Genomic DNA, 23,395 nt, shown 5'->3' with positions numbered 1-23,395 from the left:
CGAACGCGGTGCCGCAAGTTCGCCGGGCCGTGGAGCCGGAACGCGGTGCCGCAAGTTCGCCGGGCCGTGGAGCCGGAACGCGGTGCCGCAAGTTCGCCGGGCCGTGGAGCCGGAACGCGGTGCCGCAAGTTCGCCCGGCCGTGGAGCCGGAACGCGGTGCCGCAAGTTCGCCCGGCCGCGACGCACAGCGCAGCCGGCGGTCAGGGGCGGGCGCTGCGGCGGCGTTGTGGGGGCGGCCCGCGTTCAGCGTGAGCCACTCGCGCTCGAGCGCCGCGAAGGTCTGCACCTGCGCGGGCGACGGGACATGAGCGAACGCTACCGAGGGGATCCGACATTTTCGGCGGTACGCGGACGCCCGGCACCCAGAAGCAGGGAGGGAGCTCCGGCCGCGGCAGGCGGCTGGGTGGGTGGGGACCCCGGCGGTCCGCCGCCGGGCTGTCCCGCGTGGGGAGTGGAGGCTCGCCGGCCGCCGGCGGTCTGGGGAACCTGGGCCAGGTGCAGCGAGCCGTCGAACGAGTTCTCCAGCAGCAGCCGACGGCCGGGCCAGTAGATCCAGAACTCGGGTGACCTCGTGACCATCGCCGGAACCGCCGCGAGGGCGATTCCGGCGTCGAGGCGGACAGCGGGAAGCGCGAGGCTGCCCCACGCGATCACGACCCCGCCGCCGTTCTCGAGCAGGGCCGCCTCGACGCCCGCGACGCTTGCCTCGGCCGACTCGATGACCAGCTCCGGCCGCACCTCCGCCCACCGGACGGCCCTGTCGGTACCCCGGGGGAAACGACGGAGACCGGCCTCTTCGTACTCGACGTACTCGGTCAGTCCCAGCAGTTCGACGCCGGGACGGCCGACCCACTCGGTGGCCTTCGGCCCGCCGGAGCGGCCTCGGGCGGGCCGCGCCAGTCCGGGCGGCGGGAGATCCGGCCGGGACCCGTAAATCTGTCCCAGGCGCACGCGACGTTCCTCCGCAAGGTTTTGCCGTTCAGGTTAGTCATGACTGGGCGATGGCCGCCTTTCCCGGCTCGCTCGACGGGCGCTGTCGACGGGTTCGCTGGGTCAGGAAGACGCAGGCCAGGACGACGGCCGCGGCGGCTATCGACGCGGGGCTGACCGATTCGCCCAGGAGCAGGGCCGACCAGGCCAGGGTGAGTACCGGCTGGGCCAGCTGGATCTGGCCGACTCGGGCTATGCCGCCGCGGGCCAGGCCGGCGTACCAGGCGAAGAAGCCCAGGAACATCGAGACCGCGGTCAGGTAGGCGAAGGACGACCAGGCGCCGAAGTCGGCGTGCGGGGGAGTGGCCGCGGCGGCGACGATCGTCACCGGGATGGTGACCGGCAGCGAGAGCAGCAGGGCCCAGCAGATCGTCCGGGCGCCGCCCAGGCTGCGGGCGAGGGCGCCGCCCTCGGCGTACCCCAGACCGCAGAGGATGACCGCCGCCAGCAGGAACAGATCGGCGGGGTTGAGGGCGCCGCTGACGGCGCCCGTGGTGACCAGGAAGGCGATCACGGCCAGCAGACCGGCCGAGCTCGCGGCCCAGAAGGCCAGGGGTGGGCGTTCGCCGGCGCGCAGCACGGCGAAGACCGCCGTCATCGCGGGCAGCACGGTGATGACGACGGCGCCGTGGGCCGAGGTCTGCGTGGTCAGGGCCAGCGACGTGAACAGGGGGAACCCCACGACCACGCCGAGCGCCACGATCGACAGCCGGCGCCACTGGTCGCGGGCCGGGCGCGGGGCCCGCGTCGCGAGCAGGTAGGCGCCGGCGAGGGCGGCGGCGCCCACGGCCCGGCCGAAGGCGACGAACCACGGGTCGATCTGCTGCACGGCGACCCGGGTCATGGGCAGCGACAGGCTGAAGGCCAGCACTCCCAGGGCGCCCAGCGCGAAGCCCGCTGTTATCGAACCGGGGCCAGTAGCGCTACTCTCATCTTTCATGAATGACGGTAACGCAGCCGACCGTGTTATCCAAGATCTGCGGGGGCGGGTGCGGGGGATGGCGGCCGGCGCGCGGCTGCCGTCGGTGCGTGCGCTGACCGCCCGGCATCAGGCGTCTCCCGTGACGGTGGCCGAGGCGATTCGGCGCCTGGTGGCGGAAGGCGTGGTCGAGACGAGGTCGGGGCGGGGCACCTTCGTGGCGGCCCACCCCGCGTACCGCGAAAAGCCCGATCTGTCCTGGCAGACGGTCGCCCTCGGGCCACGGCCGTCCGGTGAGAGCGAGATGCAGGCGTTACTGGCGTTACCGCCGGCGGGGGCGATTCCGCTGACCGGCGGTTATCTCGACGCCGATCTGCAGCCGACCGCGGCCCTCGGGGCGGCGCTGGCCCGGGCGGCCCGGCAGCCCGCGAGCTGGCAGCGCGGGCCGGTCGAGGGACGCGAGGACCTGCGCGACTGGTTCGCCCGGCAGGCCGGTGGCGGTCTGCGCGCGGCCGACATGGTGATCTGCCCGGGCGGTCAGGCCGCGCTGTCGACCGCCTTCCGCGCGCTGGCCTCGCCCGGCGACACCGTGCTGGTCGAGTCGCCGACCTATCTCGGCGCGCTGGCCGCCGCCCGCGCTCGCGGGCTCCGGGTGGTTCCGGTTCCCGCGGACCCTTCCGGTGTGCGGCCGGAGCACCTGGCCGCCGCCTTCGCCCGCACCGGAGCGCGGCTGTTCTATTGCCAGCCGCTGTACGGCAATCCGACCGGCGCCACCCTGTCGGCCGACCGCCGGCCCGAGGTCGCCGCGGCCGTCCGCGACGCCGGAGCGTTCCTGATCGAGGACGACTACGCCCGCGACCTGACCATCGACGGCGAGCCGCCGCGGCCGCTGGTGGCCGACGACCCGGACGGCCATGTGGTCTACGTGCGCTCGCTGACCAAGTCGGCCGCTCCGGGGCTGCGGGTGGCCGCGATCGGCGCGCGCGGGCCGGCCGCCGCCCGGCTGCGGGCGGCCCGGCTGCTGGACGACTTCTTCGTGGCCGGCCCGCTGCAACAGGCCACAGTGGAGCTGGTCACCGCGCCGTCGTGGGCCCGGCATCGGCGCGGCTTGCGGACGGCGCTCGCGGCGAGGCGGTCCGCTCTGGTGAGCGCGCTTCACCGGCACCTGCCCGGCATGGTGCCGCCGGCCCTGCCGCGCGGCGGCCTGCATCTGTGGGTGGCCCTCCCGGACGGCGCCGACGACATCGCCACGACGACGGCGGCCGCCGCCTCCGGAGTGACCGTCTTCCCGGGCCGCCCGTGGTATGCGGCGGAGCCGCCGGGGCCGTACCTGCGCCTGACCTACGCCGCCGCCCCGGCCGAGGAGATGGACGAGGCCGTACGCCGCCTGTCGCACGCGATGGCCTGAGGCTCCGCCGGACGGGCAGGACCGGGCGCCGTTCGGTCCGAAACCGGAACCCCAGCCGTTGCCGCTGTCCGATATGTGCGTTTATCGGGGGAGTGGCTATCGGACGGGGGAAGGTAATGGAGCGCAGACAACTGCTGGCCGGGGCGGCTCTGATCGCCGCCGGTGCGCTGGTTCCGGGTGGGGTGGCCGAGGCCGCGTACGGCAATGAGCCGGTTGTCCTCTACTCGGAAGGCGGCGGCTTCGTACCTGCCGGCTACGACCAGATCCGGCCGCCGCAGCTGGTCGTCTATCGAGACGGCACGGCGATCGTCGACGCGGAGCGGCGGCTGCGGCTGCGGCCGAGTGAGACCGACGCCCTGCTGCGGCACTCGGTGCGGGTGCTGCGCGACCCGGCCAACGGCAAGCTGCTGCTCGGGCCGGGCGATCCGCAGATCGCGGACGCGCCGACCAGCCACTTCGAGGCCCGGTCGCGAGGGCGGACGCTGAGGCTCGACGCGTACGCGTTCACCGCCTACCGCGAGCACCACGGTTACGCGGCCGCGACGTACGGCCTCTACGACGACCTCATGGCGTGCAAGGCGCGGGTCCGCAAGCGCGGCACCGTCTTCCGGCCGGACGCCGTCCGGCTGGTCGCGATACTGGCCGGTGGCGGCCCGGCCGCCGAGACCCGGCCGTGGCCGGACGGTGTCACGCCGCCCGCGTTCGGAAAGGACGCGTGGTGGAGCAATCGGGACGTCCGCGGTCGTCAGGCCCGGGCCGTGCTCCGCGCGCTGCCGCGCAAGGACGTGTGGGACTGGCGTTCGTACCGGCTGCCGGACGACCGTGTGGTCAGCGTGACCTGGCGCTACCTGCTGCCGCACGAATAGTTTGGGCCGATGACGGCCGAGCCCTTCGATCTGACCCGGCATCTCGGCGAGGGCTGGTGCGTCACCGTGACAGTGCTGGCCCCGGCCCTGACGCTCGACATGATGGGCGTGCGGGACGTGGCCGAGGCGCCGGACGGGCTCACCCGGGCCAGCCGGCGGATCCCGCGACGACTGCCCGAGGTCATGCTGCTGGCCCGGAGCGCGGGTGAGGGATCGCTGGTGCTTCAGGTGGAGGGCACGCTCGGCTGGATCGGCGCCGACCCGGACATGCTCGGCGAGCTGTCCGAGGCCGGGCGGGCCTGCACGATCCACCGCGACCCCAACAAGATCCAGCTGTCGGTGGCCGAGGACGGCGACGTGGTCGGGGGGATGAGCGCGGTGAGCCTGCGGACGTGGGGCCGCTTCGACGACGCCTGGACCCGTGAACTGGATGAGAAGTGGACGCCGAGCCAGTGTGCGGCGCTGGCCCTGAAAGCGATCACCGGCGTCGAGATCGACGCCGGTGTGCTCGATGGACCGTGGCTCGGGGGATTGACCAAAGGGCCTACTTACTAGGCTCGGGGACGTCGCACTTGATCTTCGGGTTGACGCCCAGCCAGTTGAGCGGCCCGGCCGCCACGGTGACGACGATCGTGCCGAACTCGGCACAGCTCGTGTCGCCGGTGTCCTTGAAGTAGCCGCGCTCGTAGGCGGCCACGCCGCCCAGAACGAGCCAGAGAATGACGATCAGCCCGCCTATCGTTCCGAAGCGCATCGGGGCCTCCTGAGTCTGTGGGGATGACCGCCGACGTACCCCGAAGGCTTTGATCTCTAAACGGGAGTGCGGACCGCTTGGAGGGTGTACGTGTGCGGCAGCCGGTTCGGTTTGTCGCGCAACTGGAACTCACCGTCGCCGATGTCCACCATCGTGCGCTCGAGAGCGTGCCACGGAACGCTGGTGTGCTCGACCAGCCCGGTGATGGTCATCCCGGCCTCGAGCAGGGCCGTCACGATCTCGCCCAGGCCGTGGTTCCACTCGTGGGTGACGCTGTGGGTGAACGCGGTGTCCGTCTCGACGTACGTCCCGGGCTCGTCGTAGATCTGCGGCGCGGCCGTCTCGAAATAGGGCTCGGTCAGCACGAGCAGGTCGTCGTCGCGCTCGTAGTCGAGCGCCCACAGCACGGGATGGCCCTCGCGGATGAACAGGCGCCCGCCGGGACGCAGGAGGGCCGCGACCGTGCGGGCCCAGCGGCGGATGTCGGGCAGCCAGCACAGCGCGCCGACTCCGGTGTAGACGAGGTCGTAGCCGTCGCCCACCGCCTCGACCGCGTCGTAGACGTCGGCCTGGACGAACCGGATGTCGGCCTTGGCGTCGGCGGCGATCCGGCGGGCCTGCTCCAGCGACTTCGGCGAGAAGTCGAGGCCGGTCATCGTGGCGCCCAGGCGGCTGAGCGACACGGTGTCGGTGCCGATGTGGCATTGCAGGTGTACGCCGCGCAGCCCGGACACGTCGCCGAGCAGCGGCCGGTCGAAGCGGACGGTGTCGCTCAGGAACGCCGGATCGTCGCGGAGCCGGTGGGCGTTGTAGCCGGGGGAGGCGGCGTGGGCGGGCGCCCGCTCGTCCCAGTTGGCCCGGTTCACTTCACGGTAGTCGGTCACTCGGGCACGATATGCCGACGCCCCGACCCGCGCCTTACGTTTTCGCGCGGTGATGGCGTTGAATGTCATGTCATGGAGAGCAGGCGGGCGACCGTCCGGGACGTACGCCGGGCGAACCGGGCGAGTCTGCTGACCGACCTGTTCCGCGGCGGCATGCAGAGCCGCCAGCAGCTCGCCGCCACCACGGCGCTGAGCCAGGCCAGCGTCAGCAACCTGATCGGCGAGATGATCGAGGAAGGTCTCGTCGAGGAGGCCGGCCTGGTCGGCTCGGACGGCGGCCGCCCGCGCGTGCTGCTGCGGGTGCGGCCCGGCTTCCGGTACGTGGTGGGCGCCGACGTGGCCGAGACCCGGGTGCTGGTCGAGCTGTACGACCTGTCGATGTCACGGCTGGCCGCGGCCACCCTCGAGCACGACGACGACCCCGCCCAGGTTGCCGCAAGGCTCCTGGAAGGCCTGGCCACGGTCGTGGCGGAGGCCGGGGTGGCGGTGAAGGACGTGCTCGGCTTCGGGGTGGGCGTGCCCGGCGTGGTCGAGGTGGACGACGGGGTCGTCGACTCGCAGTCGACCGGCTGGGACGCGGTGCCGCTGGGCGCGATGCTGCGGGCCGGAACCGAGGTCCCGGTCTTCGTGGAGAACGGCGCCAAGACCCACGGCCAGGCCGAGATGTGGTTCGGCGCCGGCCGCGGGGCGCGGCACGCGGTCATCATCATGATCGGTACGGGGGTGGGCGTGGCCGTCGTCATGGACGGGCGCTCCTACCGCGGCGCGAACAGCAACGCCGGCGAGTGGGGACACACCACCTTGATGTACGACGGTGAGCAGTGCCGCTGCGGCGCGCGCGGCTGCCTCGAGGCGTACATCGGAGCCGACCGGATCGGCGCCCGGCTGGCCGCGGCCCTCGGGGTGGAGCACACGCCGGAGCTCCTGCCGGAAACGCTCGCGCGCGACGATCTGGAGCCGGCCGCGATCGAGGTGTTCGAGCAGACCGCCGGCTACCTGGGCGCCGGCCTGGCCGACCTGATCAACCTGTTCAGCCCCGAGCGCATCGCCGTCGGCGGAGAGACCGGAACGGCGTTCGCCGACCGCTTCCTGCCCGAGATCCGCCGCGCCGCCGCCCGGCACGCGCTGCGCCGCCCGTACGCGTCCACCAGCATCGACGTCTGCCAACTCGGCCGCGACGCCGTGGCCATGGGCGCCGCCACCCTGCCGATCGCACGGCTGCTGGCCGACGGCGGCCTCCCCGAGCCACCGGCCGAGCCGGTCCTGTCCTTCGCCCCGAGGCAGCGGGCGAGAGGCTGACCTGCGGGCCCGGCCGGTCCGAAAGGGATCGGCCGGGCCCCACGGTCAGTTCGAGCGCAGGGCGGCGATCGAGTCGCGGAGCCAGAGGGCGCTCTGCTTGGGGATGCGCTCCTGGGTTTCGTAGTCGACCCGGACGATGCCGAAGCGTTTGGCGTAGCCCTCGGCCCACTCGAAGTTGTCGAGCAGGGACCAGGCGAAGTAGCCGCGGATGTCGGCGCCCTGGTCACGGGCCGCGGCTACGGCCGCGATGTGGGAGGCCAGATAAGCGGTACGGTCGTCATCGGCGACAAACCCGGACTTGTCGGGTGCGTCGTCGAAGGCGGCGCCGTTCTCGGTGATCACCATGGGCAGACCGGGATAGTCGCGGGCGAGCCGGGTGAGCAGCGAGGTGAACCGGGACGGCGTGATCGGCCAGCCCATGGCGGTCCGGGGCGTGTCCGGCAGGACGGCACGCACCACCGGGGCGCCGGTGGCATCGACCGTGCTCCCGTCGACATCCGTGCCGGCGAAGTCCTGGCCGAAGTAGAAGTTGACGCCCAGCACGTCGAACGGCTGGGAGATGATCTCCAGGTCACCGTCCTGGACGGGCAGCGCCGAGCCGCGGGCGGCCAGATCGGCCACCACGTCGGCCGGGTACGTGCCGTGCCGCAGCGGGTCCAGATAGAGCCGCAGCCCCATCCCGTCGGCCCGCCGGGCCGCCTCGTGATCCAGATCCGACGACGACAGTGGGTCGGCCGTGCCCATGTTGAGCGTGATGCCGAACGTGTGCGCGGGCGACCGCATCGCCTGCAGCGCCAGCCCATGCCCCAGCAGCAGGTGGTGGGTGGCCGCGAGCGACGCGTCGAAGTCGCGGCGGCCCGGCGCGTGCACGCCCACGTTGTAGCCGAGCCAGGCCGAGCACCACGGCTCGTTCAGGGTCGTGAACGTGCCGACCCGGTCCTTCAGCTTCTCGAAGACGATCGCCGCGTAGTCGGCGAACCGGTAGGCAGTGTCCCGGTGCGGCCAGCCGCCCGCGTCCTCCAGCTCCTGCGGCAGGTCCCAGTGGTAGAGCGTCACCCACGGGTCGATGCCGTTGGCCAGCAGCTCGTCGACCAGGCGGTCGTAGAAGGCCAGCCCGGCCGGGTTGGCCGGGCCGCGGCCGCCCGGCTGCACCCGGGGCCACGCCACCGAGAACCGATAGCTGTCCAGGCCCAGGCTTTTGATCAGCTGCACGTCCTGCGGCATCCGGTGGTAGTGGTCGCAGGCCACGTCGCCGGTGTCGCCGTTGTGCACGGCACCCGGGGTGCGGCTGAAGGTGTCCCAGATGGACGGCGTGCGCCCGTCCTCGTCCACGGCGCCCTCGATCTGGTACGAGGCTGTGGCCACGCCCCAGGTGAAGGAGGGCGGCAGGCCGGTGATCAGAGGCGCGAGATCGGTTACGGATGTCAACGGTTCTCCAGGGAAAGGTCGAGGGCGCCGGTGGGAAGGTCGGCCGGAGGGTGAAGCCAGCAGGCCACGGAACGGCCCACGGCGTTGGCGTCGGCGGGCGGCCCGAGAACAGGGATCTTCGTCGGGCACGGCTCGAACGCCTTGGGGCAGCGTGGATGGAACGAGCATCCGCTGGGCATGCCGGCCAGATCCGGGGGCGAGCCCGGGATGCCGGTCAGTTCCCGCTTCGGGCCGCGCAGGGCCGGGAAAGAGGCGAGGAGCCCGGCCGAGTACGGGTGGAGCGCGTCCCGGTAGATCGTCGCCGCCGGAGCCTGTTCGACGATCCGGCCGCCGTACATGATGGCGATCCGGTTGGAGAACTCCACCAGCAGCGACAGGTCGTGCGTGATGAAGATGACCGAGAAGCCGAGCCGTTCGCGCAGCTCGATCAGCTGGCCCAGGATCTGCCGCTGCATCACCACGTCGAGGGCGGTCGTCGGCTCGTCCATGATGACCACCTGCGGTTGCAGGATCAGCGCCATGCCGATCATCACGCGCTGGCGCATGCCGCCGGAGAGCTGATGGGGGTACGCGTCCATCCGGTCCGGCGAGATGCCGACCAGCTTGAGCATCTCGCGGGCGCGGGCGTTGCGGGTGTGTTCGCTCATCTTCGGCTCGTGGGCCCGGAGCACGTCGGTGAGCTGGGTCGAGATCTTGTGTACGGGGTTGAGCGAGTTCATCGCCCCCTGGAACACGATCGCCGTCTCGGCCCAGCGGAACTGCCGCAGCTTGCGGTCGGAGAGCGCCAGGACGTCGTACGGGGAAGCGCCCTCGGGGTGATAGACGACCTCACCCCCGGTGATGACGCCGGGCGGGGGCAGCAGCCGCGTCAGGCCGTAGGCCAGCGTCGACTTGCCGGAGCCGCTTTCGCCGGCCAGGCCGAGGACTTCGCCGCGGTGCAGGGTGAGGCTGACGTCGCGTACGGCGTGAACTGCTTTGTCGCCCAGGCCGTAATCGACGTTCAGATTGCGGATCTCGAGCACGGGCTGGCTCACGAGGGCTCGCCGCCTTTCGACGAAAGAACGGGGGTGAAACCGATCCGCATCCGTACGGTCCGGCCGGCGGCGGTCTTGACCTTGGTCTTGCCGGCGCTGCGCAGGCGCGGGCTGACGAACTCGTCGATGCCGAAGTTGATCAGGGAGAGGGCGGTGCCGAGGAAGGCGATCGCGAGACCGGCCGGCACGAACCACCACCAGGCGTTCTGCGCGAGCGCCTGCTGGCCCTGGGCCCAGAACAGGATCGTGCCCCAGTTCCAGCCGTTGTTCGAGACGATCCCGATGAAGGCCAGGGTGATCTCGGAGAGCACGGCGAAGATGACCGTGCCGACGAAGCCGGAGGCGATCACCGCGGTGAGGTTGGGCAGCAGCTCGAAGCCGATGATGCGCCACGTCTTCTCGCCGGTGGCCCTCGACGCCTCCACGTAGTCGCGCCGGCGCAGCGACAGGGTCTGCGCGCGCAGCACCCGGGCGTTCCACGACCACGAGGTGAGGCCGATGACCAGCGCGATCAGGGTGTCGCTGGCGTTGTTCAGGATCGACGTGATGATGATCATCAGGGGGACGGCCGGGATCACCAGGATCACGTTGGCGAACGCGGACAGCACGTCATCGGTCTTGCCGCCGAGGTAGCCGGCGGTCACCCCGATCAGCACCGACAGCACGGTCGCGATCGTGCCGGCCAGCAGGCCGACGTACATCACGCTGCGGGTGCCGACCAGGATCTGGCTGAACACGTCCTGGCCCAGGTGGGTGGTGCCGAGCCAGTGGTCGGCCGAGGGCGGCTGTACGAGGTCGTTGCCGCGGGCGCCGGGGTCGTACGGCGCCACCCACGGCCCGATGATCGCGAACAGGATGTAGAGCCCGAGGATGGTGAGGCCGGCTGCCGCCTTCTTGTTGCGGATGAAGGTGAACCGCTGCCGCTTGCGCTTGCTCGGGTGCGCTTCTTCGGGCTGGGCCATCGAGCCCTGCCCGGGGATCACCTGCTCGATGCTCGAGGTGGGAATCGTCATCGCTCAGCCCTCCTTGCGGGTGCGCGGGTCGAGGAGCAGGTACGCCACGTCGGCCAGCAGGTTCGCGACCAGCACCGAGATGGTGATGACGAGGAAGATGCCCTGCATGAGCGGGTAGTCCTTGGCCCCCAGGGCCTGCAGGAGCGTGAAACCCAGGCCGGGGTACGAGAACACGATCTCCACCAGCAGCGTGCCGCCGACGATGAAGCCGAGCGACAGCGCGAACCCGGAGACGTTGGGCAGCAACGCGTTGCGGGCCGCGTAGCTGACCGCGACCCGCCGCTCGGACAGGCCCTTGGCGTGCGCGACGGTGATGTAGTCCTCCGACGCCACCGTCACCATCATGTTGCGCATGCTCAGGATCCAGCCGCTGACCGACGAGATCAGGATGGTCAGCGCCGGCAGCAGGCTGTGCTGGATGGCGCTGGGGATGAAGTACTGGTCCCAGGCCGGCACGAGCCCCGAGTCGAAACCGCCGGACGACGGGAAGAAGCTGTCCGGCCCGGCCAGCAGGTAGATCGCGATGATGCCGAGCCAGAAGTACGGCACCGACGAGAAGAAGGTGGTGACCGGCAGCAGGCCGTCGGCCCACGAGCCGCGCCGCCAGCCGGCCAGCACGCCCAGCCCGGTGCCGAGCAGGAAGCTGATGATGGTGGTGACGCCGACCAGCATCACCGTCCACGGCAGGGCCTGCGAGATGACCTGCGAGACCGGGGCCGGGAAGAACGTGAATGACAGACCCAGGTCACCGGAGAAGATCTGCTTCCAGTAGTCCAGGTACTGCTGCCACAGGCTTTCCTGCTTGTCGAGGCCGAAGAGCACGTACAGCGATTGGATCGCGTCGCTGCTGAGCTGGCCGCGGTATTTCGCGATGAGCGACTGTACGGGGTCACCGGGCACCAGGCGCGGGATGAAGAAGTTCAGGGTGATCGCGGCCCAGGCCGTGAACAGATAGAACGCGATGCGCTGGAGGAAGTACCTCACTTGGCCGCCTCCTCGGCGGAGGAGTAGAGCCAGCAGGCGGCCCAGTGGCCGGGCGCGTCGCCGATCTGAAGGGGCACCGGCAGGTCGGTGGAGCAGCGCGGCATGGCGGCCGGGCAGCGCGGGTGGAAACGGCATCCCGAGGGCGGCCGGATCAGGCTGGGCGGCTCGCCGTTGCCCCGGTCCTCGTCGAGGGGGTCCACGTCGCCGATGAGCCGATCGGGATCGGGTGCGGAGTCGATCAGGAGCCGGGTGTACGGGTGAGCCGGTGTCTGCGTGACGGTCTCGCTGTCGCCACCCTCGACCATCCGCCCGGCGTACATCACCAGGGTCTGGTCGGCGAAGTAGCGGGCCGAGGCGATGTCGTGGGTGATGTAGAGGATGGCCAGGTTGAGGCGTTCTTTGAGGTCCCGCAACAGGTTGAGCACACCGAGACGGATCGAGACGTCCAACATGGACACCGGCTCGTCGGCCAGCAGGGCCTCGGGGCGGGCGCCGAGCGCGCGGGCGATCGCCACCCGCTGGCGCTGGCCGCCGGAGAGCTCGTGCGGGAACTTGTCCAGGTAGCGCTCGGGCGGCGTGAGGCTGACCCTGGTCAGCAGGTCGTGCAGGGCGGCCTCGAGGTTCTCGGCGTTTCCGTGGATCTTCAGCGCCCGGGTCAGGTGATAGCGGATGGTGTGCACCGGGTTCAGCGACGCGAACGGATCCTGGAAGATCATCTGGACGCGGGCCGCGTACTCGCGGAAGGGCCGGCCGCCCTTGACCCGGGTGCTCACGCCGTGGAGCCGGATGTCGCCGTCCGTACGGGGATAGAGCTGGGCCAGCAGGCGGGCCACAGTGGACTTGCCGGAGCCGGACTCGCCGACGAGGGCGACCACCTCGCCCCGGCGCAGCGTGAGGTTCACATCGTCGACGGCGTGAACCGCGTCGTGCTCGCGGAAGATCTGTCTGAGTTGCCGGCGGACCGGGAAGTGCTTGGTCAGGCCTACCGCCTCGAGCACCACCTCGCCGGAAGGAGCCTCGGCTTCCTTTGTCGACGTCATGCGCTTGTTCCTTCGTTGAGGTGCCGCTCCCCGCGGACGGTGCGGGGAGCGGCGAGTCGGGCGTCAGGCGCCGGCGGGCTTGAGCTTCAGGACGATCTGCAGGGCGTACGGCTGGGTCGGCTGCGCGCCCGAGTACGGGTCGGCGTCGGTCGGCCAGCCGGTCCAGTTCTTGTCGCTGTAGGCCGCGCCCACGTTGTCGGCGCCGACCGGCAGCATCGGGGCCTGCTCGACGAAGATCTTCTGGATGATGTTCATCTGCTTGGTGCGCTCGGCGTCGCTGGTCGCGTTGGCGTACGCCTTGAGCGCGGCCGTCGCCTCCGGGCTGTTGAAGCGGCCGAAGTTGCCCTGCTGGGCGGCGGTGCCGATCGGCTTGGTGAGGGCGCCGTCCATGACGGTCTGGTAGATGTCGTACGGCGTGGCGCCACCGTTGGTCCAGCGCATCGAGGCCTCGAAGGCGCCCTTCTGCACGTTGGCGTCCCACACGTCCTGGTTCGGCTTCTCGACGGTGGCCTCGATGCCGATCTCGGCGAAGTTGCTCTTGATGATCTCCAGCGTGGTCTGGTAGTCCGACCACGGCGCCGGGTCGCTGAGCTTGATCTTCACGGGCTTGCCGCTCGGGTCGCTCAGCGTCTTGCCGTTGAGCTTGTAACCGGCGCCCTGCAGAAGCTTCTTGGCGCCCTCGACGTCGACCGAGAACTCCTTGCCCTTGTGTTCCGGGGCGATGTACGCGTCACCGGCGCCCGGCGGCAGGCCGGTCACGCTCTTGATCTCCGGGTGGAAGTAGCCGGCCTCGGCCTGGTTGAAGATGTCCGTCCGGTTGATGACCATGTTCATGGCCTGGCGCAGCTTCGGGTCGTCGAACGGCTTCACCGTGGTGTTGATGTACAGGCCGTGGATGCCGAGCACGCCCGGGGCCCACAGCTTGTGGTGCGCCGGGTCCTTGGCCACGAAGGTCTGCTGCGCGTTCGGGATGAAGACGAAGCTCCACTCCGACTCGCCGTTGGCCAGCGCGGTCGACTGGGCGCTGTTGTCGGCGTACGAGACGTACCGCAGCTCCTTGACCTTGGGCAGGTCCTGCCAGTAACCGGAGTCGCGGACGCTGAGCGTGACGCCGGCCTGGGTGAAGGACTTGAGCGTGTACGGGCCGGAGCCGATCGGGTTCTTGTTGACGTCCGTGGCGGGGTCGGCGATCTTCTCCCAGACGTGCTTGGGGACGATCGGCGTGTTGGCCAGGATCTTGTTCTGGTTGACGAACTGCGACGACTTGAAGGTCAGCTTGACGACGTTGCCGTTCGCGGTGATCTGGTCGTACGGGACGGCGTACTGGTTGAGCGCGTCGTTGCCCTTGATCAGCGTGTACGTGTAGACGACGTCGTCGGCGGTCAGCTTCTGCCCGTCCGACCAGGTGGCGCCGTCGCGGACGGTGATGTCGACCGACTTGTAGTCGTCGGCCCACTTGACCGCGCTGGCCAGCCACGGGGTGGCGGGGTCGGCCGGCTTGACCGGGTTCCACTGGGTCAGCGGCTCGTAGATCATCCACTTGTAGCCCAGCGCGTTGGCCGAGGAGGTGCCGGCGAACGGGTTGTGGTTCTCGGTCTGCGTGCCGTTCGGCATGCCGATCTTGAGGAAGTCGACCGACGACTTGTTCGCGTTGTTGGCGTTGTTCGCGTTCGGCGAGTCGCCGCACGCGGCCAGGCCGCCGGTGGCGACGACGCTCGCCAGAGCGACCGCGAACAGTTTCCTTCTCTGCATCGCTGTATCTCCTCTTATCTGCTGAAAAAAGGGCGTAAGTCATCGCGACGCGTGCCGGAGGCAGGCGTCGATGGGCGCGTTTGTACGGCCGGCCAGCCGGCCGGCGATTTGTGTGGTGACGCTTTAGAGGGTGGTGGAGGAGCGGGGGGTGAAGGTGGTGGGAATGACGGTGGGGCGGTTGGGCAGGGGTGTGCCCTCGAAGTGACCGAGCAGCGCGCGGGCCGCCGCCTCGCCCATCTCGCGCAGCGGCTGGTGCACCGTGCTCAGCGGCGGCTGGGTGTGCGCCGCGGTCGGTATGTCGTCGAAGCCGACCACGGCGACGTCCTGCGGCACCCGCTTGCCGTTCTCGAGCAGCTCCCGCATGGCGCCGATGGCGGCCAGGTCGTTGTGCGCGAAGACGGCGTCGAAGTCCACACCGGACTCCAGCGCGGCCCGGACGCCGGCGGCGCCGGCGGCGGTCGTGAAATCGCCGGGATGCACCCGGTCGGTGGTGATGGGGTGACCGGCCTCGGCGAAGACGTTGGCGAAGCCGGTGAGCCGCTGCTGGGTGCAGCCGAAGCGGTCCGGTCCGGTGACCATCAGCGGCCGGGTACGGCCGATCTCGAGCAGGTGGCGCGCGGCCGAGCCGGCGCCGTCGTGGTTGGTCGTGCCGATGCTGGGGATCTGGCCGGAGGCTTGGTGGCGGTCGTCGATGAGCACCACCGGCAGTCCCCGGGCGTGCAGCGTGGCGATGTAGTCGAGGGTCCCCTCGGGCTCGATGACCAGCAGGCCGTCGAACGACTTGGCGGACACCTGCGCGCCGAACTGGCGCATCGACTCCTCGCCGCGGTTGCAGGTGAACAGCAGCAGGCCGTACCGCTCGGTCTCGAGCACGTCGACCGCGCCCTGGATGACCTCGCCGATCCACGGCCAGGTGAGCGACGGCACGAGCATGCCGACCACCCGGGTGCGGCCGCGGGCCAGGCCGACGGCGCGGGCGCTGGGCACGTAGCCGAGCTCCTCGATCACCGCGCGGACCCGCGCGGCGGTCGACTCGTCCAGCTCGCCCTTGCCGTTGAGCACCCGGGACACGGTCGTCTTGCTGACCTTGGCCCGAGCCGCGACGTCGGCGATGGTGATCGGCACTTGTCCTCCGTTAGTTCTCGCCGCTGAGGTCACCGGTTCTTTACTCAGAGGTTTCGGAACCGGTTTCGGAAGCGGTTCCGGCAGTTAACGCCAGTGAGGCCGGTCACGTCAACGGGCGTCAATCAATATTTAGGTTTCAGTGCGATTACGGCCGTCGATGGGAGCGCTCCATCGACGGTCATCAGGACGAAACGGTCTCAACCGTCGATGCCAGATGGGGCAGCACGATGCCCAATGGGGCATCGACCACGACCCCCGCGTACGGCTCGCCGCGCGTCACGCCGCGATTGACGATCGCCACCCGGATGCCGTCCTTGACCGCCCGCAGCACGAACCGGCGCCCCGACATCACGGTCAGCGAGGAGCCCAGCACCAGCAGGGTCCGCGCCTCGGCGACCAGGCCGAAACTGCGCGAGACCCGCTCCGGCGGCACCGTCTCCCCGAAGTAGACGACGTCCGGCTTCAGCATCCCGCCGCAGGACGTGCAGTCGACCACCACGAACCCGTCCAGCTCGGTGTCGTCGAGCTCCACGTCGCCGTCCGCGTTCACCGCCGTGGCCACGCCGGCGAACCGCGGGTTGGCCTCCTCGAGCCGGGCCGCCAGCACCCCGCGCGGGGTCAGCTCGCCGCAGTCCAGGCAGACGATGCGGGCCAGGTTGCCGTGCAGCTCGACCACGTCGCGGGCGCCCGCCGCCTGGTGCAGCCCGTCCACGTTCTGCGTGATGACACCCTGGACCGCGCCCGCCTCCTGAAGGCGCGCGACCGCCCGGTGGCCGTCGTTCGGCCGGGCGTCGCCGATCGTGCGCCAGCCCAGGTGGCTGCGCGCCCAGTAGCGGCGCCGGGCGATCGGGTCGCGAGTGAACGTCTGATAGGTCATCGGCGTCGAGCGCCGGGCCGAGCCCGACGGGCCCCGGTAATCCGGGATGCCGGAGTCGGTGGAGAGCCCGGCCCCGCTGAGCACCACCACGCCGCCCTCGGAGATCCAGCCCTCGAGCTCGGCCACCTGCCGCACTACTTGTAGGTCCACGAATCAATAGTCCGTCACCGCTGAGTGCTTTCAATGCTCATGCGGCTGTCCGGCCTTTCGGCCGGACGGTCCCGGTCTGACCCGCCGGGGCGGTGCCGGGTTGACGCTTCACAGCCTCCTGCCCCGCAAGCGAGGTCTTCTGGATGGCTCCACGTCCTGCCACCGGGCCACTCCCGGCGGTGATCACTTCAACCGCGAGCGCGGCGAGATTCCGTGCGGCGTTCAGATCTCGATCGAGAACCAGGCCGCACAGGGTGCAGTGGTAGGTGCGCTCGCGCAGGGTGAGTTTGGTTTTCACCGCACCGCACGCCGAGCAGGTCTTGCTGGACGGATACCAGCGGTCGGCGACCATGAGTCGGCCGCCGTTCCACTGGGTCCTGTACGCCAACTGTCGGCGCATTGCGCCGAACCCGGCATCCGCAATACGTCGGGCGAGATGCCGGTTCTTCAGCATGCCGGAGACGTTGAGGTCCTCGACCACGATCGTGGCGTGTTCACGAGCGAGGCGGGTGGTGAGTTGGTGCAGGCCGTCGCGGCGCAGGTTTGCTACCCGTGCTTGGGCTTTCGCGAGGCGCTCCGAGGCACGCTTCCACCGGCTCGACGGCTTCTGCCGCGTCCGCCGGTCGGGGCCTTGCTTACGCGACAATGCCCGGCCAAGCGCACGCAGTCTCGGTTGGGCTGTCTCGAGATGTTTCTGGTTGGGAACGAGTTCACCGGTGGAAAGCACAGCAAGGTGCTTGATGCCGACGTCCACGCCGACCACGGACTCCGGCCGCGCGGCGGGGATCTCACGCTCGATCTCGACGGTGAACGCCACGAACCACCGCCGGCCTTCGCGTCGGACGGTCGCCGACATGATACGCGCGGTGCCGGCATCGAGGCGGCGGGCCAACTTTCGCGTGGACTCGTGCAGTTTCAACCGCCTCAGCCGCGGCAACACCACATGCATCCGATCAGGCTCGACCCGGATCGTCCCCGTCGTAAAGCGAATCGACGGGGTGCAGCGGTGACGCGACTTGAACCTGGGGAATCCGACCTTCCTACCTGTGCGCTTCCCGCTGCGGGAGTCGGACCAGTTCTTAAGCCCGCGGGCGACGGCGTCCAAGCCCGTGTTGAACGCTTCCTTCGACACCTGCGGCCACCACGGCGCAACCACGTTCTTCTCGGCGTTCCACACCTTCCGCAAAGCGGGCAACGACCAGCCCAGCGCCGGGGTCAACAGTTCGTCGTCCAAGCCATAGGAGCGTTCCGCCGCCCGCTGGTCCAGGACGGCTTTCACCCGGGCGAGTGTCCAGTTGTGCGCCTTGCGGGCTGCGCCGGCATGCGCGAGAACCGATCTCTCTTGGCTCGGAGTGAGGTCGAGCGCGAAGCGGTACGCCTGTATCGATTTCATCGCCCACCCCTCGTACGCCGCTCCGGCGCCAGTATCGGTCAGGGGTACGACAGTTTCGGATCGGGCCGCAGCCGCACACGCCAGAGAGCGCTTAACCGGCAACAGTTGAATCCCTCTTTCGGTGAACGGAGTGTCGGCGGCGTAACTCCGGCGAGGCCGTGCGCGTTTCCGCCCGATTCGGTACGTTGGTCGCGTGGCAGCAGTGACGCGAGTGCTTCCCCGTCAGTGGGACGGGCGCCGCTTCCTGCGCTTCCTCGCCGGGCTGGCGATGCTGGCGCTCGCCTTCACCGTGCCCGCGACCCCGGCGGCCGCGCCGGCTGCGCCTGTCGCGCTTGTTTCGTCCGTACGGGCGGAAGCCGCGAGCGAGACGCGGACGGCGACCCTCGTCGCCGAGCCCGAGCCGGCGCCTCCCGTGACCGTGCCGGTGCTGATCGCGGCGACCGTGATCGTCCTGCTCGCCGGCGTCGCCCTCCGGGTCCGCCCGGTCCGTGGTCCACCGGCTTTCTGAGCCCTCTGCCGCGCCTGTCGTACGTCACCTTTCCGATATCCGCCCACGAACCGATCGTGAGGTTGCGATGGAAACCGCCCTGGAAAGCTTCTTCGTCTCCCTGCCCCTGGCCGTCGCGCTCTGGCTGCTGCTGTTGCTGGGCATCGCGATCGCCGTCGCCGCCATGGCGATTCCCCGGCACGCGCCGGCACCCTCGCCGGCCGAGGCCGAGGCCCAGCGTTACGCCGACGAGGTCACCGTCGCGGCCGGCCGGGCCGCCGCGGCCGCCGCCCGCAGCCGGGCCGAGTGGGAGGCCGCCCAGAGCGAACTGGACGCGGCCTGGGCCGCCTTCGACGCGGCCGACCAGGCCGCCCGGCGTACCACCCGGGCCGGCGCCTACCCGCTGATGAGCCGCCGCCGCAAGCCCGGCGAGAACCAGGTACGCCAGCGCTACCTGCACCACGCGGCCACCGTCGCCTGCCGCAACCGCGAGCTCTCCATCGCCCAGCTCAACGACATCCTGGCCCACCGCGGCTGGAACCCCCGCCTGCACCCGGTGGTCCAGGAAGCCGCCCTGCGCAACGCGATCCGCCACCACCGCCTGGCCGAGTACCAGGCCCTCCAGGAGCGCGAGCGCGCGCTGTGGGAGACCGCCGAGAAGGACGCCGACGCCCTGCGCGTCCTGCGGGCCGAGGCGGCCACCGCCATCGCCCGCGCCGGCCTGCGCCCCCGCCCGGCCGACGAGCAGTGGTTCGCCGACCAGTGGTCCACCGGCGAGATTCCGGCCACCGCTTAGTAATCCGCTGTGGTCTGCGTACGGACCAGGGTGGGCGGGTACCGTAGCCGGGCAGGCCGATTGACAGGGCAGGAGGACCGGCGTGGCGACAACCCCGGCAGCGCAACCGCCGGTGATCCGGATGCACCGGGCCGCCCGGGTGGAGGACGCGCTTCACGAGATCGTCGAGCGCCGGCTGCGCAACCGCGGCTGGCAGCCGGTGATCACCGCCTACACGGGATACGGTGCTCCCGGCTGGGCCCGCGTGATGGCCCGGGTCGTGCTCACCCGCGGCCCGCAGAAAAGCAAGAGGCTGGAGAAGGTACGCGGCTGGCGCAGCTTCACGACCTCACCGGTGAACGGCGCCATCGTCAAGATCCAGGTCGGGGACAGCATCACCGAGACCCGCACCGACCGCAGCGGTTACGTCGACTGCCGGGTCAAGGGCGACCTCGAGCCCGGCTGGGGCAAGGTGCGGCTGTTCACCGAGGGCGCGGCGCCGGCCGAGGCCCCGATCCGGGTGGTCGACCCGGACTGCCGCTTCGGGCTCATCTCCGACATCGACGACACGGTCATGGTCACCGCCCTGCCCCGTCCGCTGCTCGCCGCCTGGAACACGTTCGTCCTCGACGAGCACGCGCGCATGGCCGTGCCCGGCATGGCCGTGCTCTACGAGCGCCTGATCACGGCGAACGCGGGCGCGCCGGTCTTCTACCTCTCGACCGGCGCGTGGAACGTGGCGCCCACCCTGTCGCGCTTCCTGTCCCGCCACCTCTACCCGGCGGGCCCGCTGCTGCTGACCGACTGGGGCCCGACCCCCGACCGCTGGTTCCGCAGCGGCCAGGACCACAAGCGCACCACTCTGCAACGGCTCTCGCAGGAGTTCCCCAAGATCAAGTGGCTGCTCATCGGCGATGACGGCCAGCACGATCAGGAGATCTACTCCGAGTTCGCGCACGCCCACCCGGACAACGTGGCCGCCGTCGCCATCCGCCGGCTGTCACCCACGCAGTCGGTGCTGGCCGGCGCGGTGCCCGGACCGTCCGGTGATCCCGAGGCGGTCGGCTCCGGCGGCAAGACCTGGTTCTCGGCGCCCGACGGCGCCGGCCTCTGGTCGCTACTCCGGGACACCGATGTCGTCTGAGGCGGCGGCTTCGGCCACCCTCTGGTGCAGTCGTTCCCGGATCTCCTCGGGCGTGTACTGCCTCCGGCGGCGCTCCGCCCGCGCGACAACGGCGCCCGTCGCGGCGACTCCCGCCAGACCGGCCAATCCCACTACCTTCCACCAACGCATCACCCGAGGATAGACACCGTGGATGCCGCCATCAGCCTCGACGAGGCCATCGACCTGACGCGCACAGGGGACATCTGGATCTTCCGGGGACGATCCGGTCCCGACCGGGCGATCCAGACGCTGACCAACAGCCCGGTCAACCACGTCGGCATGTCGATCGTCATCGAGGACATGCCACCCCTGATGTGGCACGCCGAGCTGGGCAGGTCGCTGCCCGACCTGTGGTCCGGCACGTTCCAGCGCGGCGTCCAGCTGCACGACCTGCGCGACGCGGTCACGGTGTGGGCCCAGCGCTACGGCCAGCGCGGCTGGCTGCGCCAACTGGAACCCGGCGTCACGCCGGCCATGGAGGACAAGGCCCTGAAGACGGTGGCCCGTCTCGACGGCACCCCGTTCCCGTCCTCGGCCCAGCTCGCCTGGCGCTGGGTACGCGGCCGGGTCCCCCAGGTCCGCCCCCGCTGGCGCCTGCGCGGCGGCCACGGCCCGGCCGACGACGCCGCCCTCGAGACCGCCTACTGCGCCGAGGTGGTCGCGGTGACGTACGAGGACATGGGTCTGCTCCCCAAGGGCCGCCAGCCCAACTGGTACGACCCGGGCCGCTTCTGGAGCGGCGACGAACTGGAGATGTGCGCCGGCTTCAACCTCTCCGACGAGATCCAGGTGTCGGTGCCCTCCTCCTCATCCTCCTCCTAGACGGCGGTTCCGGGCGGCGACTTGAGGTGCTCGGCGGCCTCGCTCAGGTAGCCGCCCCGGTGCTCCCGCCGGGCGATCGCGGCCAGCCGGATCAGATCGAGCGCGAACGCCGCGACAACCTCGAGGTCGCCGACCCCCAGCCCACCGATGTCGGCCCGGCGAATGCCCACCAGGCTGCCGGTGTTCCGATAGAAGTTGATGCCTTGAACCAGCGCCGAAGTGTTGTTCCCGACCCCGACGATGGCGAGCTTCACTTTGTCGATCACGCCAGAGGCGTAGAGACACCGCACACCCTCACGATCCCCCAGCCGCCGCGGGGCGCTGGCGCTCTTGGTGTCGCGTCTGGACCTTTGATGGCGGGCCTCCACAGGCGACGTCGCCCCTGTTCCCTCCTGACGGCCTTCGACCCCATCCACCACCAGCCGAGCCATCTTCGTGAGGGGCGCCTTCGCGCGAGGCCGCCTTTGCGTGACGCTGCCTTCCCGCGGGGCTGCCTTCCCGCCGGGGCTGCCTTCCTGCGGGGCTGCCTTCCCGCGGGGCCGCCTTCGCGTGGGGCCGCCTTCGCGTGGGGCCGCCTTCATGTGGGGCCACTTTTGCGCTAGGCCACTTTTGCGCGAGGCCGCCTTCGTGTGGGGCCACTTTGCGTGAGGCCACTTTTGCGTGGGGCCACTATTGGCGAGGCCATTTTCGCGTGGAGCCACCCCCGCGCAGGGTCGGTCCGCCTGGTTGTGACTTCGCCGGCCGCATTTCGAAGGGCTGGCGGTCGGCAGCGGTGCCGATGGCGGTCAGGACCGGATCCGAGGTGGGGAACGCGGCCTGACCGGGACTGAGGGTTGCGTCCACCGAAGTGGTGTATGACCTGGTCTTTTCCAGCAGACAGAAGCGGCCATCGCAGATCCTTCGGATTGTCTAGATCAAGAAGGAGACCTGCGATGGCCGCAGAACCGAGTCTGAACGTCGCCAGTCTGTTGCGCGAGCATCTTGAATCGGCGAGCCCTGATCTACTGCGGGCGATGGTGCAAACCTTCGCCGAAACGCTGATGTCCGCCGAGGTCGACGCGGTCTGCGGTGCTGAGTACGGCGAACGCAGCGACGAGCGCACGAACTCGCGTAACGGCTACCGGCAGCGCGACTGGGACACCCGGGCCGGCACCGTCGAACTGGCGATCCCGAAACTGCGGCACGGCTCCTACTTTCCGGACTGGCTGCTGCAGCACCGCCGCCGCGCCGAGCAGGCCCTGGTCAGCGTGGTCGCGACGTCGTATCTGCTCGGCGTCTCGACCCGGCGGGTGGAAAAGCTGGTCGAGCAACTCGGCATCAAGTCGCTGTCCAAGTCGCAGGTTTCGGAGATGGCCCGGCATTTGGATGCCCAGGTCGAAGCGTTCCGCAACCGGCCCTTGGACGCCGGGCCGTATGTGTTCGTCTGGCTCGACGCCCTGGTCATCAAGGTCCGCGAACACGGCCGGATCATCAACGTCCATGGCCTGGTCGCGGTCGGGGTCAACGCCGACGGCGGCAGGGAAGTCCTCGGCCTGGACATCAGCAGCGATGAGGACGGGGCCGGCTGGCTGGCCTTCCTGCGCTCGTTGACCGCCCGCGGCCTGTCCGGGGTCCGCCTGGTCGTCTCCGATGCCCACGCCGGGCTGGTCAACGCGATCGGGGCTGCGCTGCCGGGCGCGTCCTGGCAGCGTTGCCGCACCCACTATCTGCGCAACCTGCTCGCCAAAGTCCCCAAATCCGCGCAGCCGTGGGTCGCCACCCTGGTCCGCACGGTCTTCGACCAACCCGACACCGCCGCGGTCGAAGCCCAATACGCCCGGGTCTTGGAGATGATCGGCGAGAAGTTCGGTGACGCCGCCGAACACCTCGACGACGCCCGCGCCGACCTGTTGGCGTTCACCGCGTTCCCGCGTGAGCTCTGGCGTCAGATCTGGTCGAACAACCCCCAGGAACGCTTGAACAAAGAGATCCGCCGGCGCACCGATGTCGTCGGGATCTTCCCGAACCGAGCCGCGATCATCCGCCTCGTCGGCGCCGTGCTCGCCGAACAAACCGATGAATGGGTCGAAGGACGCCGCTACATGGGCCTGGACCTCATCCGCAAAGCCCGCCTCACACCAGTCAAGACCAGCCAAGACACCGAAGCCGACCAGACCACAGAGATCGCCGCCTAGCATCAACCCACACGGATCAGCGATGGCCGAGTCATACACCACCTCAGCGGGCACGA

At 70.3% G+C, this 23,395-nt stretch carries 22 protein-coding genes and 1 pseudogene; 9 read left to right on the top strand and 14 right to left on the bottom strand.

The features are described from left to right. Nucleotides 1-315: 315 nt before the first annotated feature. Both ACGFJ7_RS16405 and ACGFJ7_RS16400 read right to left on the bottom strand, forming a co-directional pair. The gene (locus ACGFJ7_RS16405) at nucleotides 316-951 is read right to left on the bottom strand and encodes a hypothetical protein (RefSeq protein ID WP_392642598.1); all 636 of its coding nucleotides are present in this window, start codon (nucleotides 949-951) and stop codon (nucleotides 316-318) included. A 37-nt stretch (nucleotides 952-988) separates the two neighbouring features. Further along, a complete protein-coding gene (locus ACGFJ7_RS16400; RefSeq protein WP_392642597.1) occupies nucleotides 989-1,930 on the bottom strand; it encodes a DMT family transporter in 942 nt (313 codons plus the stop codon). Here ACGFJ7_RS16400 and ACGFJ7_RS16395 point away from each other — a divergent pair. The 3 genes from ACGFJ7_RS16395 (at nucleotide 1,929) to ACGFJ7_RS16385 (ending at nucleotide 4,738) form a co-directional block, all read left to right on the top strand. Beyond that, on the top strand, nucleotides 1,929-3,317 hold the full coding sequence (locus tag ACGFJ7_RS16395) for a PLP-dependent aminotransferase family protein (RefSeq protein ID WP_392642596.1): 1,389 nt from the start codon (nucleotides 1,929-1,931) through the stop codon (nucleotides 3,315-3,317). The genes ACGFJ7_RS16400 and ACGFJ7_RS16395 overlap by 2 nt on opposite strands. 116 nt (nucleotides 3,318-3,433) lie before the next feature. After that, a complete protein-coding gene (locus ACGFJ7_RS16390) occupies nucleotides 3,434-4,183 on the top strand; it encodes a hypothetical protein (RefSeq protein ID WP_392642595.1) in 750 nt (249 codons plus the stop codon). A 9-nt stretch (nucleotides 4,184-4,192) separates the two neighbouring features. Continuing rightward, nucleotides 4,193-4,738 carry a hypothetical protein gene (locus ACGFJ7_RS16385; protein WP_360240034.1) on the top strand — a complete coding sequence of 182 codons (546 nt, stop codon included), beginning with the start codon at nucleotides 4,193-4,195 and terminating at the stop codon, nucleotides 4,736-4,738. On the opposite strand, the gene ACGFJ7_RS16380 is transcribed toward ACGFJ7_RS16385, so the two are convergent. Further along, complete coding sequence (locus ACGFJ7_RS16380; protein WP_360240031.1) at nucleotides 4,728-4,937, bottom strand: hypothetical protein; 210 nt, start codon at nucleotides 4,935-4,937, stop codon at nucleotides 4,728-4,730. The genes ACGFJ7_RS16385 and ACGFJ7_RS16380 overlap by 11 nt on opposite strands. Before the next feature lie 56 nt (nucleotides 4,938-4,993). Further along, nucleotides 4,994-5,821, bottom strand: a complete 828-nt coding sequence (locus ACGFJ7_RS16375) for a class I SAM-dependent methyltransferase (protein WP_360240029.1) — start codon at nucleotides 5,819-5,821, stop codon at nucleotides 4,994-4,996. A 72-nt stretch (nucleotides 5,822-5,893) separates the two neighbouring features. Between ACGFJ7_RS16375 and ACGFJ7_RS16370 the strand changes: the two genes are divergently transcribed. Beyond that, the gene (locus tag ACGFJ7_RS16370; protein ID WP_392642594.1) at nucleotides 5,894-7,120 is read left to right on the top strand and encodes an ROK family protein; all 1,227 of its coding nucleotides are present in this window, start codon (nucleotides 5,894-5,896) and stop codon (nucleotides 7,118-7,120) included. Nucleotides 7,121-7,165: 45 nt separating this feature from the next. Here the strand turns inward: ACGFJ7_RS16370 and ACGFJ7_RS16365 are convergent, their stop codons facing one another. From ACGFJ7_RS16365 to tnpB, 9 genes and pseudogenes are all read right to left on the bottom strand, one after another. After that, entirely contained in the window at nucleotides 7,166-8,548 is a 1,383-nt protein-coding gene (locus tag ACGFJ7_RS16365; protein WP_360240023.1) for a GH1 family beta-glucosidase, read from the bottom strand. After that, nucleotides 8,545-9,582, bottom strand: a complete 1,038-nt coding sequence (locus tag ACGFJ7_RS16360) for an ABC transporter ATP-binding protein (RefSeq protein WP_392642593.1) — start codon at nucleotides 9,580-9,582, stop codon at nucleotides 8,545-8,547. The genes ACGFJ7_RS16365 and ACGFJ7_RS16360 overlap by 4 nt, the downstream gene beginning before the upstream one ends. Before the next feature lie 17 nt (nucleotides 9,583-9,599). Then, nucleotides 9,600-10,595: pseudogene (locus tag ACGFJ7_RS16355) on the bottom strand (ABC transporter permease); the annotation flags it as partial. 3 nt (nucleotides 10,596-10,598) lie between these two features. Next, nucleotides 10,599-11,579, bottom strand: coding sequence for an ABC transporter permease (locus tag ACGFJ7_RS16350; RefSeq protein ID WP_360240017.1), 981 nt, complete (start codon nucleotides 11,577-11,579; stop codon nucleotides 10,599-10,601). Next, the gene (locus ACGFJ7_RS16345) at nucleotides 11,576-12,619 is read right to left on the bottom strand and encodes an ABC transporter ATP-binding protein (RefSeq protein WP_360240014.1); all 1,044 of its coding nucleotides are present in this window, start codon (nucleotides 12,617-12,619) and stop codon (nucleotides 11,576-11,578) included. The genes ACGFJ7_RS16350 and ACGFJ7_RS16345 overlap by 4 nt, the downstream gene beginning before the upstream one ends. A 63-nt stretch (nucleotides 12,620-12,682) precedes the next feature. Further along, the gene (locus ACGFJ7_RS16340; protein ID WP_392642592.1) at nucleotides 12,683-14,371 is read right to left on the bottom strand and encodes an ABC transporter substrate-binding protein; all 1,689 of its coding nucleotides are present in this window, start codon (nucleotides 14,369-14,371) and stop codon (nucleotides 12,683-12,685) included. Between the two features lie 123 nt (nucleotides 14,372-14,494). Then, nucleotides 14,495-15,496, bottom strand: a complete 1,002-nt coding sequence (locus ACGFJ7_RS16335; RefSeq protein WP_360240008.1) for a LacI family DNA-binding transcriptional regulator — start codon at nucleotides 15,494-15,496, stop codon at nucleotides 14,495-14,497. Nucleotides 15,497-15,677: 181 nt separating this feature from the next. Beyond that, nucleotides 15,678-16,523, bottom strand: coding sequence for an NAD-dependent protein deacetylase (locus ACGFJ7_RS16330; RefSeq protein WP_360240005.1), 846 nt, complete (start codon nucleotides 16,521-16,523; stop codon nucleotides 15,678-15,680). 37 nt (nucleotides 16,524-16,560) lie between these two features. After that, nucleotides 16,561-17,916 carry an IS607 family element RNA-guided endonuclease TnpB gene (gene tnpB / locus ACGFJ7_RS16325; RefSeq protein ID WP_392642591.1) on the bottom strand — a complete coding sequence of 452 codons (1,356 nt, stop codon included), beginning with the start codon at nucleotides 17,914-17,916 and terminating at the stop codon, nucleotides 16,561-16,563. A 193-nt stretch (nucleotides 17,917-18,109) separates the two neighbouring features. Here tnpB and ACGFJ7_RS16320 point away from each other — a divergent pair, with 193 nt between their 5' ends. The 4 genes from ACGFJ7_RS16320 to ACGFJ7_RS16305 all read left to right on the top strand — a co-directional run bounded on the left by ACGFJ7_RS16320 (nucleotide 18,110) and on the right by ACGFJ7_RS16305 (nucleotide 21,165). Continuing rightward, entirely contained in the window at nucleotides 18,110-18,424 is a 315-nt protein-coding gene (locus ACGFJ7_RS16320) for a hypothetical protein (protein ID WP_392642590.1), read from the top strand. 67 nt (nucleotides 18,425-18,491) lie between these two features. Further along, a complete protein-coding gene (locus ACGFJ7_RS16315; protein WP_392642589.1) occupies nucleotides 18,492-19,199 on the top strand; it encodes a hypothetical protein in 708 nt (235 codons plus the stop codon). Between the two features lie 121 nt (nucleotides 19,200-19,320). Then, a complete protein-coding gene (locus ACGFJ7_RS16310) occupies nucleotides 19,321-20,322 on the top strand; it encodes a phosphatase domain-containing protein (RefSeq protein ID WP_360243460.1) in 1,002 nt (333 codons plus the stop codon). 168 nt (nucleotides 20,323-20,490) lie between these two features. After that, the gene (locus ACGFJ7_RS16305; protein ID WP_360239996.1) at nucleotides 20,491-21,165 is read left to right on the top strand and encodes a hypothetical protein; all 675 of its coding nucleotides are present in this window, start codon (nucleotides 20,491-20,493) and stop codon (nucleotides 21,163-21,165) included. On the opposite strand, the gene ACGFJ7_RS16300 is transcribed toward ACGFJ7_RS16305, so the two are convergent. After that, nucleotides 21,162-21,431, bottom strand: a complete 270-nt coding sequence (locus tag ACGFJ7_RS16300; protein WP_392642588.1) for a hypothetical protein — start codon at nucleotides 21,429-21,431, stop codon at nucleotides 21,162-21,164. The genes ACGFJ7_RS16305 and ACGFJ7_RS16300 overlap by 4 nt on opposite strands. A 666-nt stretch (nucleotides 21,432-22,097) precedes the next feature. Between ACGFJ7_RS16300 and ACGFJ7_RS16295 the strand changes: the two genes are divergently transcribed. Then, nucleotides 22,098-23,339 (top strand): IS256 family transposase, encoded by a 1,242-nt coding sequence (locus tag ACGFJ7_RS16295; RefSeq protein ID WP_392642587.1) that lies wholly within the window; start codon nucleotides 22,098-22,100, stop codon nucleotides 23,337-23,339. The last annotated feature ends 56 nt before the right edge of the window (nucleotides 23,340-23,395 follow it).

Origin of the sequence: Actinoplanes sp. NPDC048988 (assembly GCF_043197815.1) — a bacterium.
Classification (GTDB): Bacteria; Actinomycetota; Actinomycetes; order Mycobacteriales; family Micromonosporaceae; genus Actinoplanes.
The sequence above is the reverse complement of the archived record's forward strand: the minus strand, read 5'-3'. Positions and strand labels throughout refer to the sequence as shown.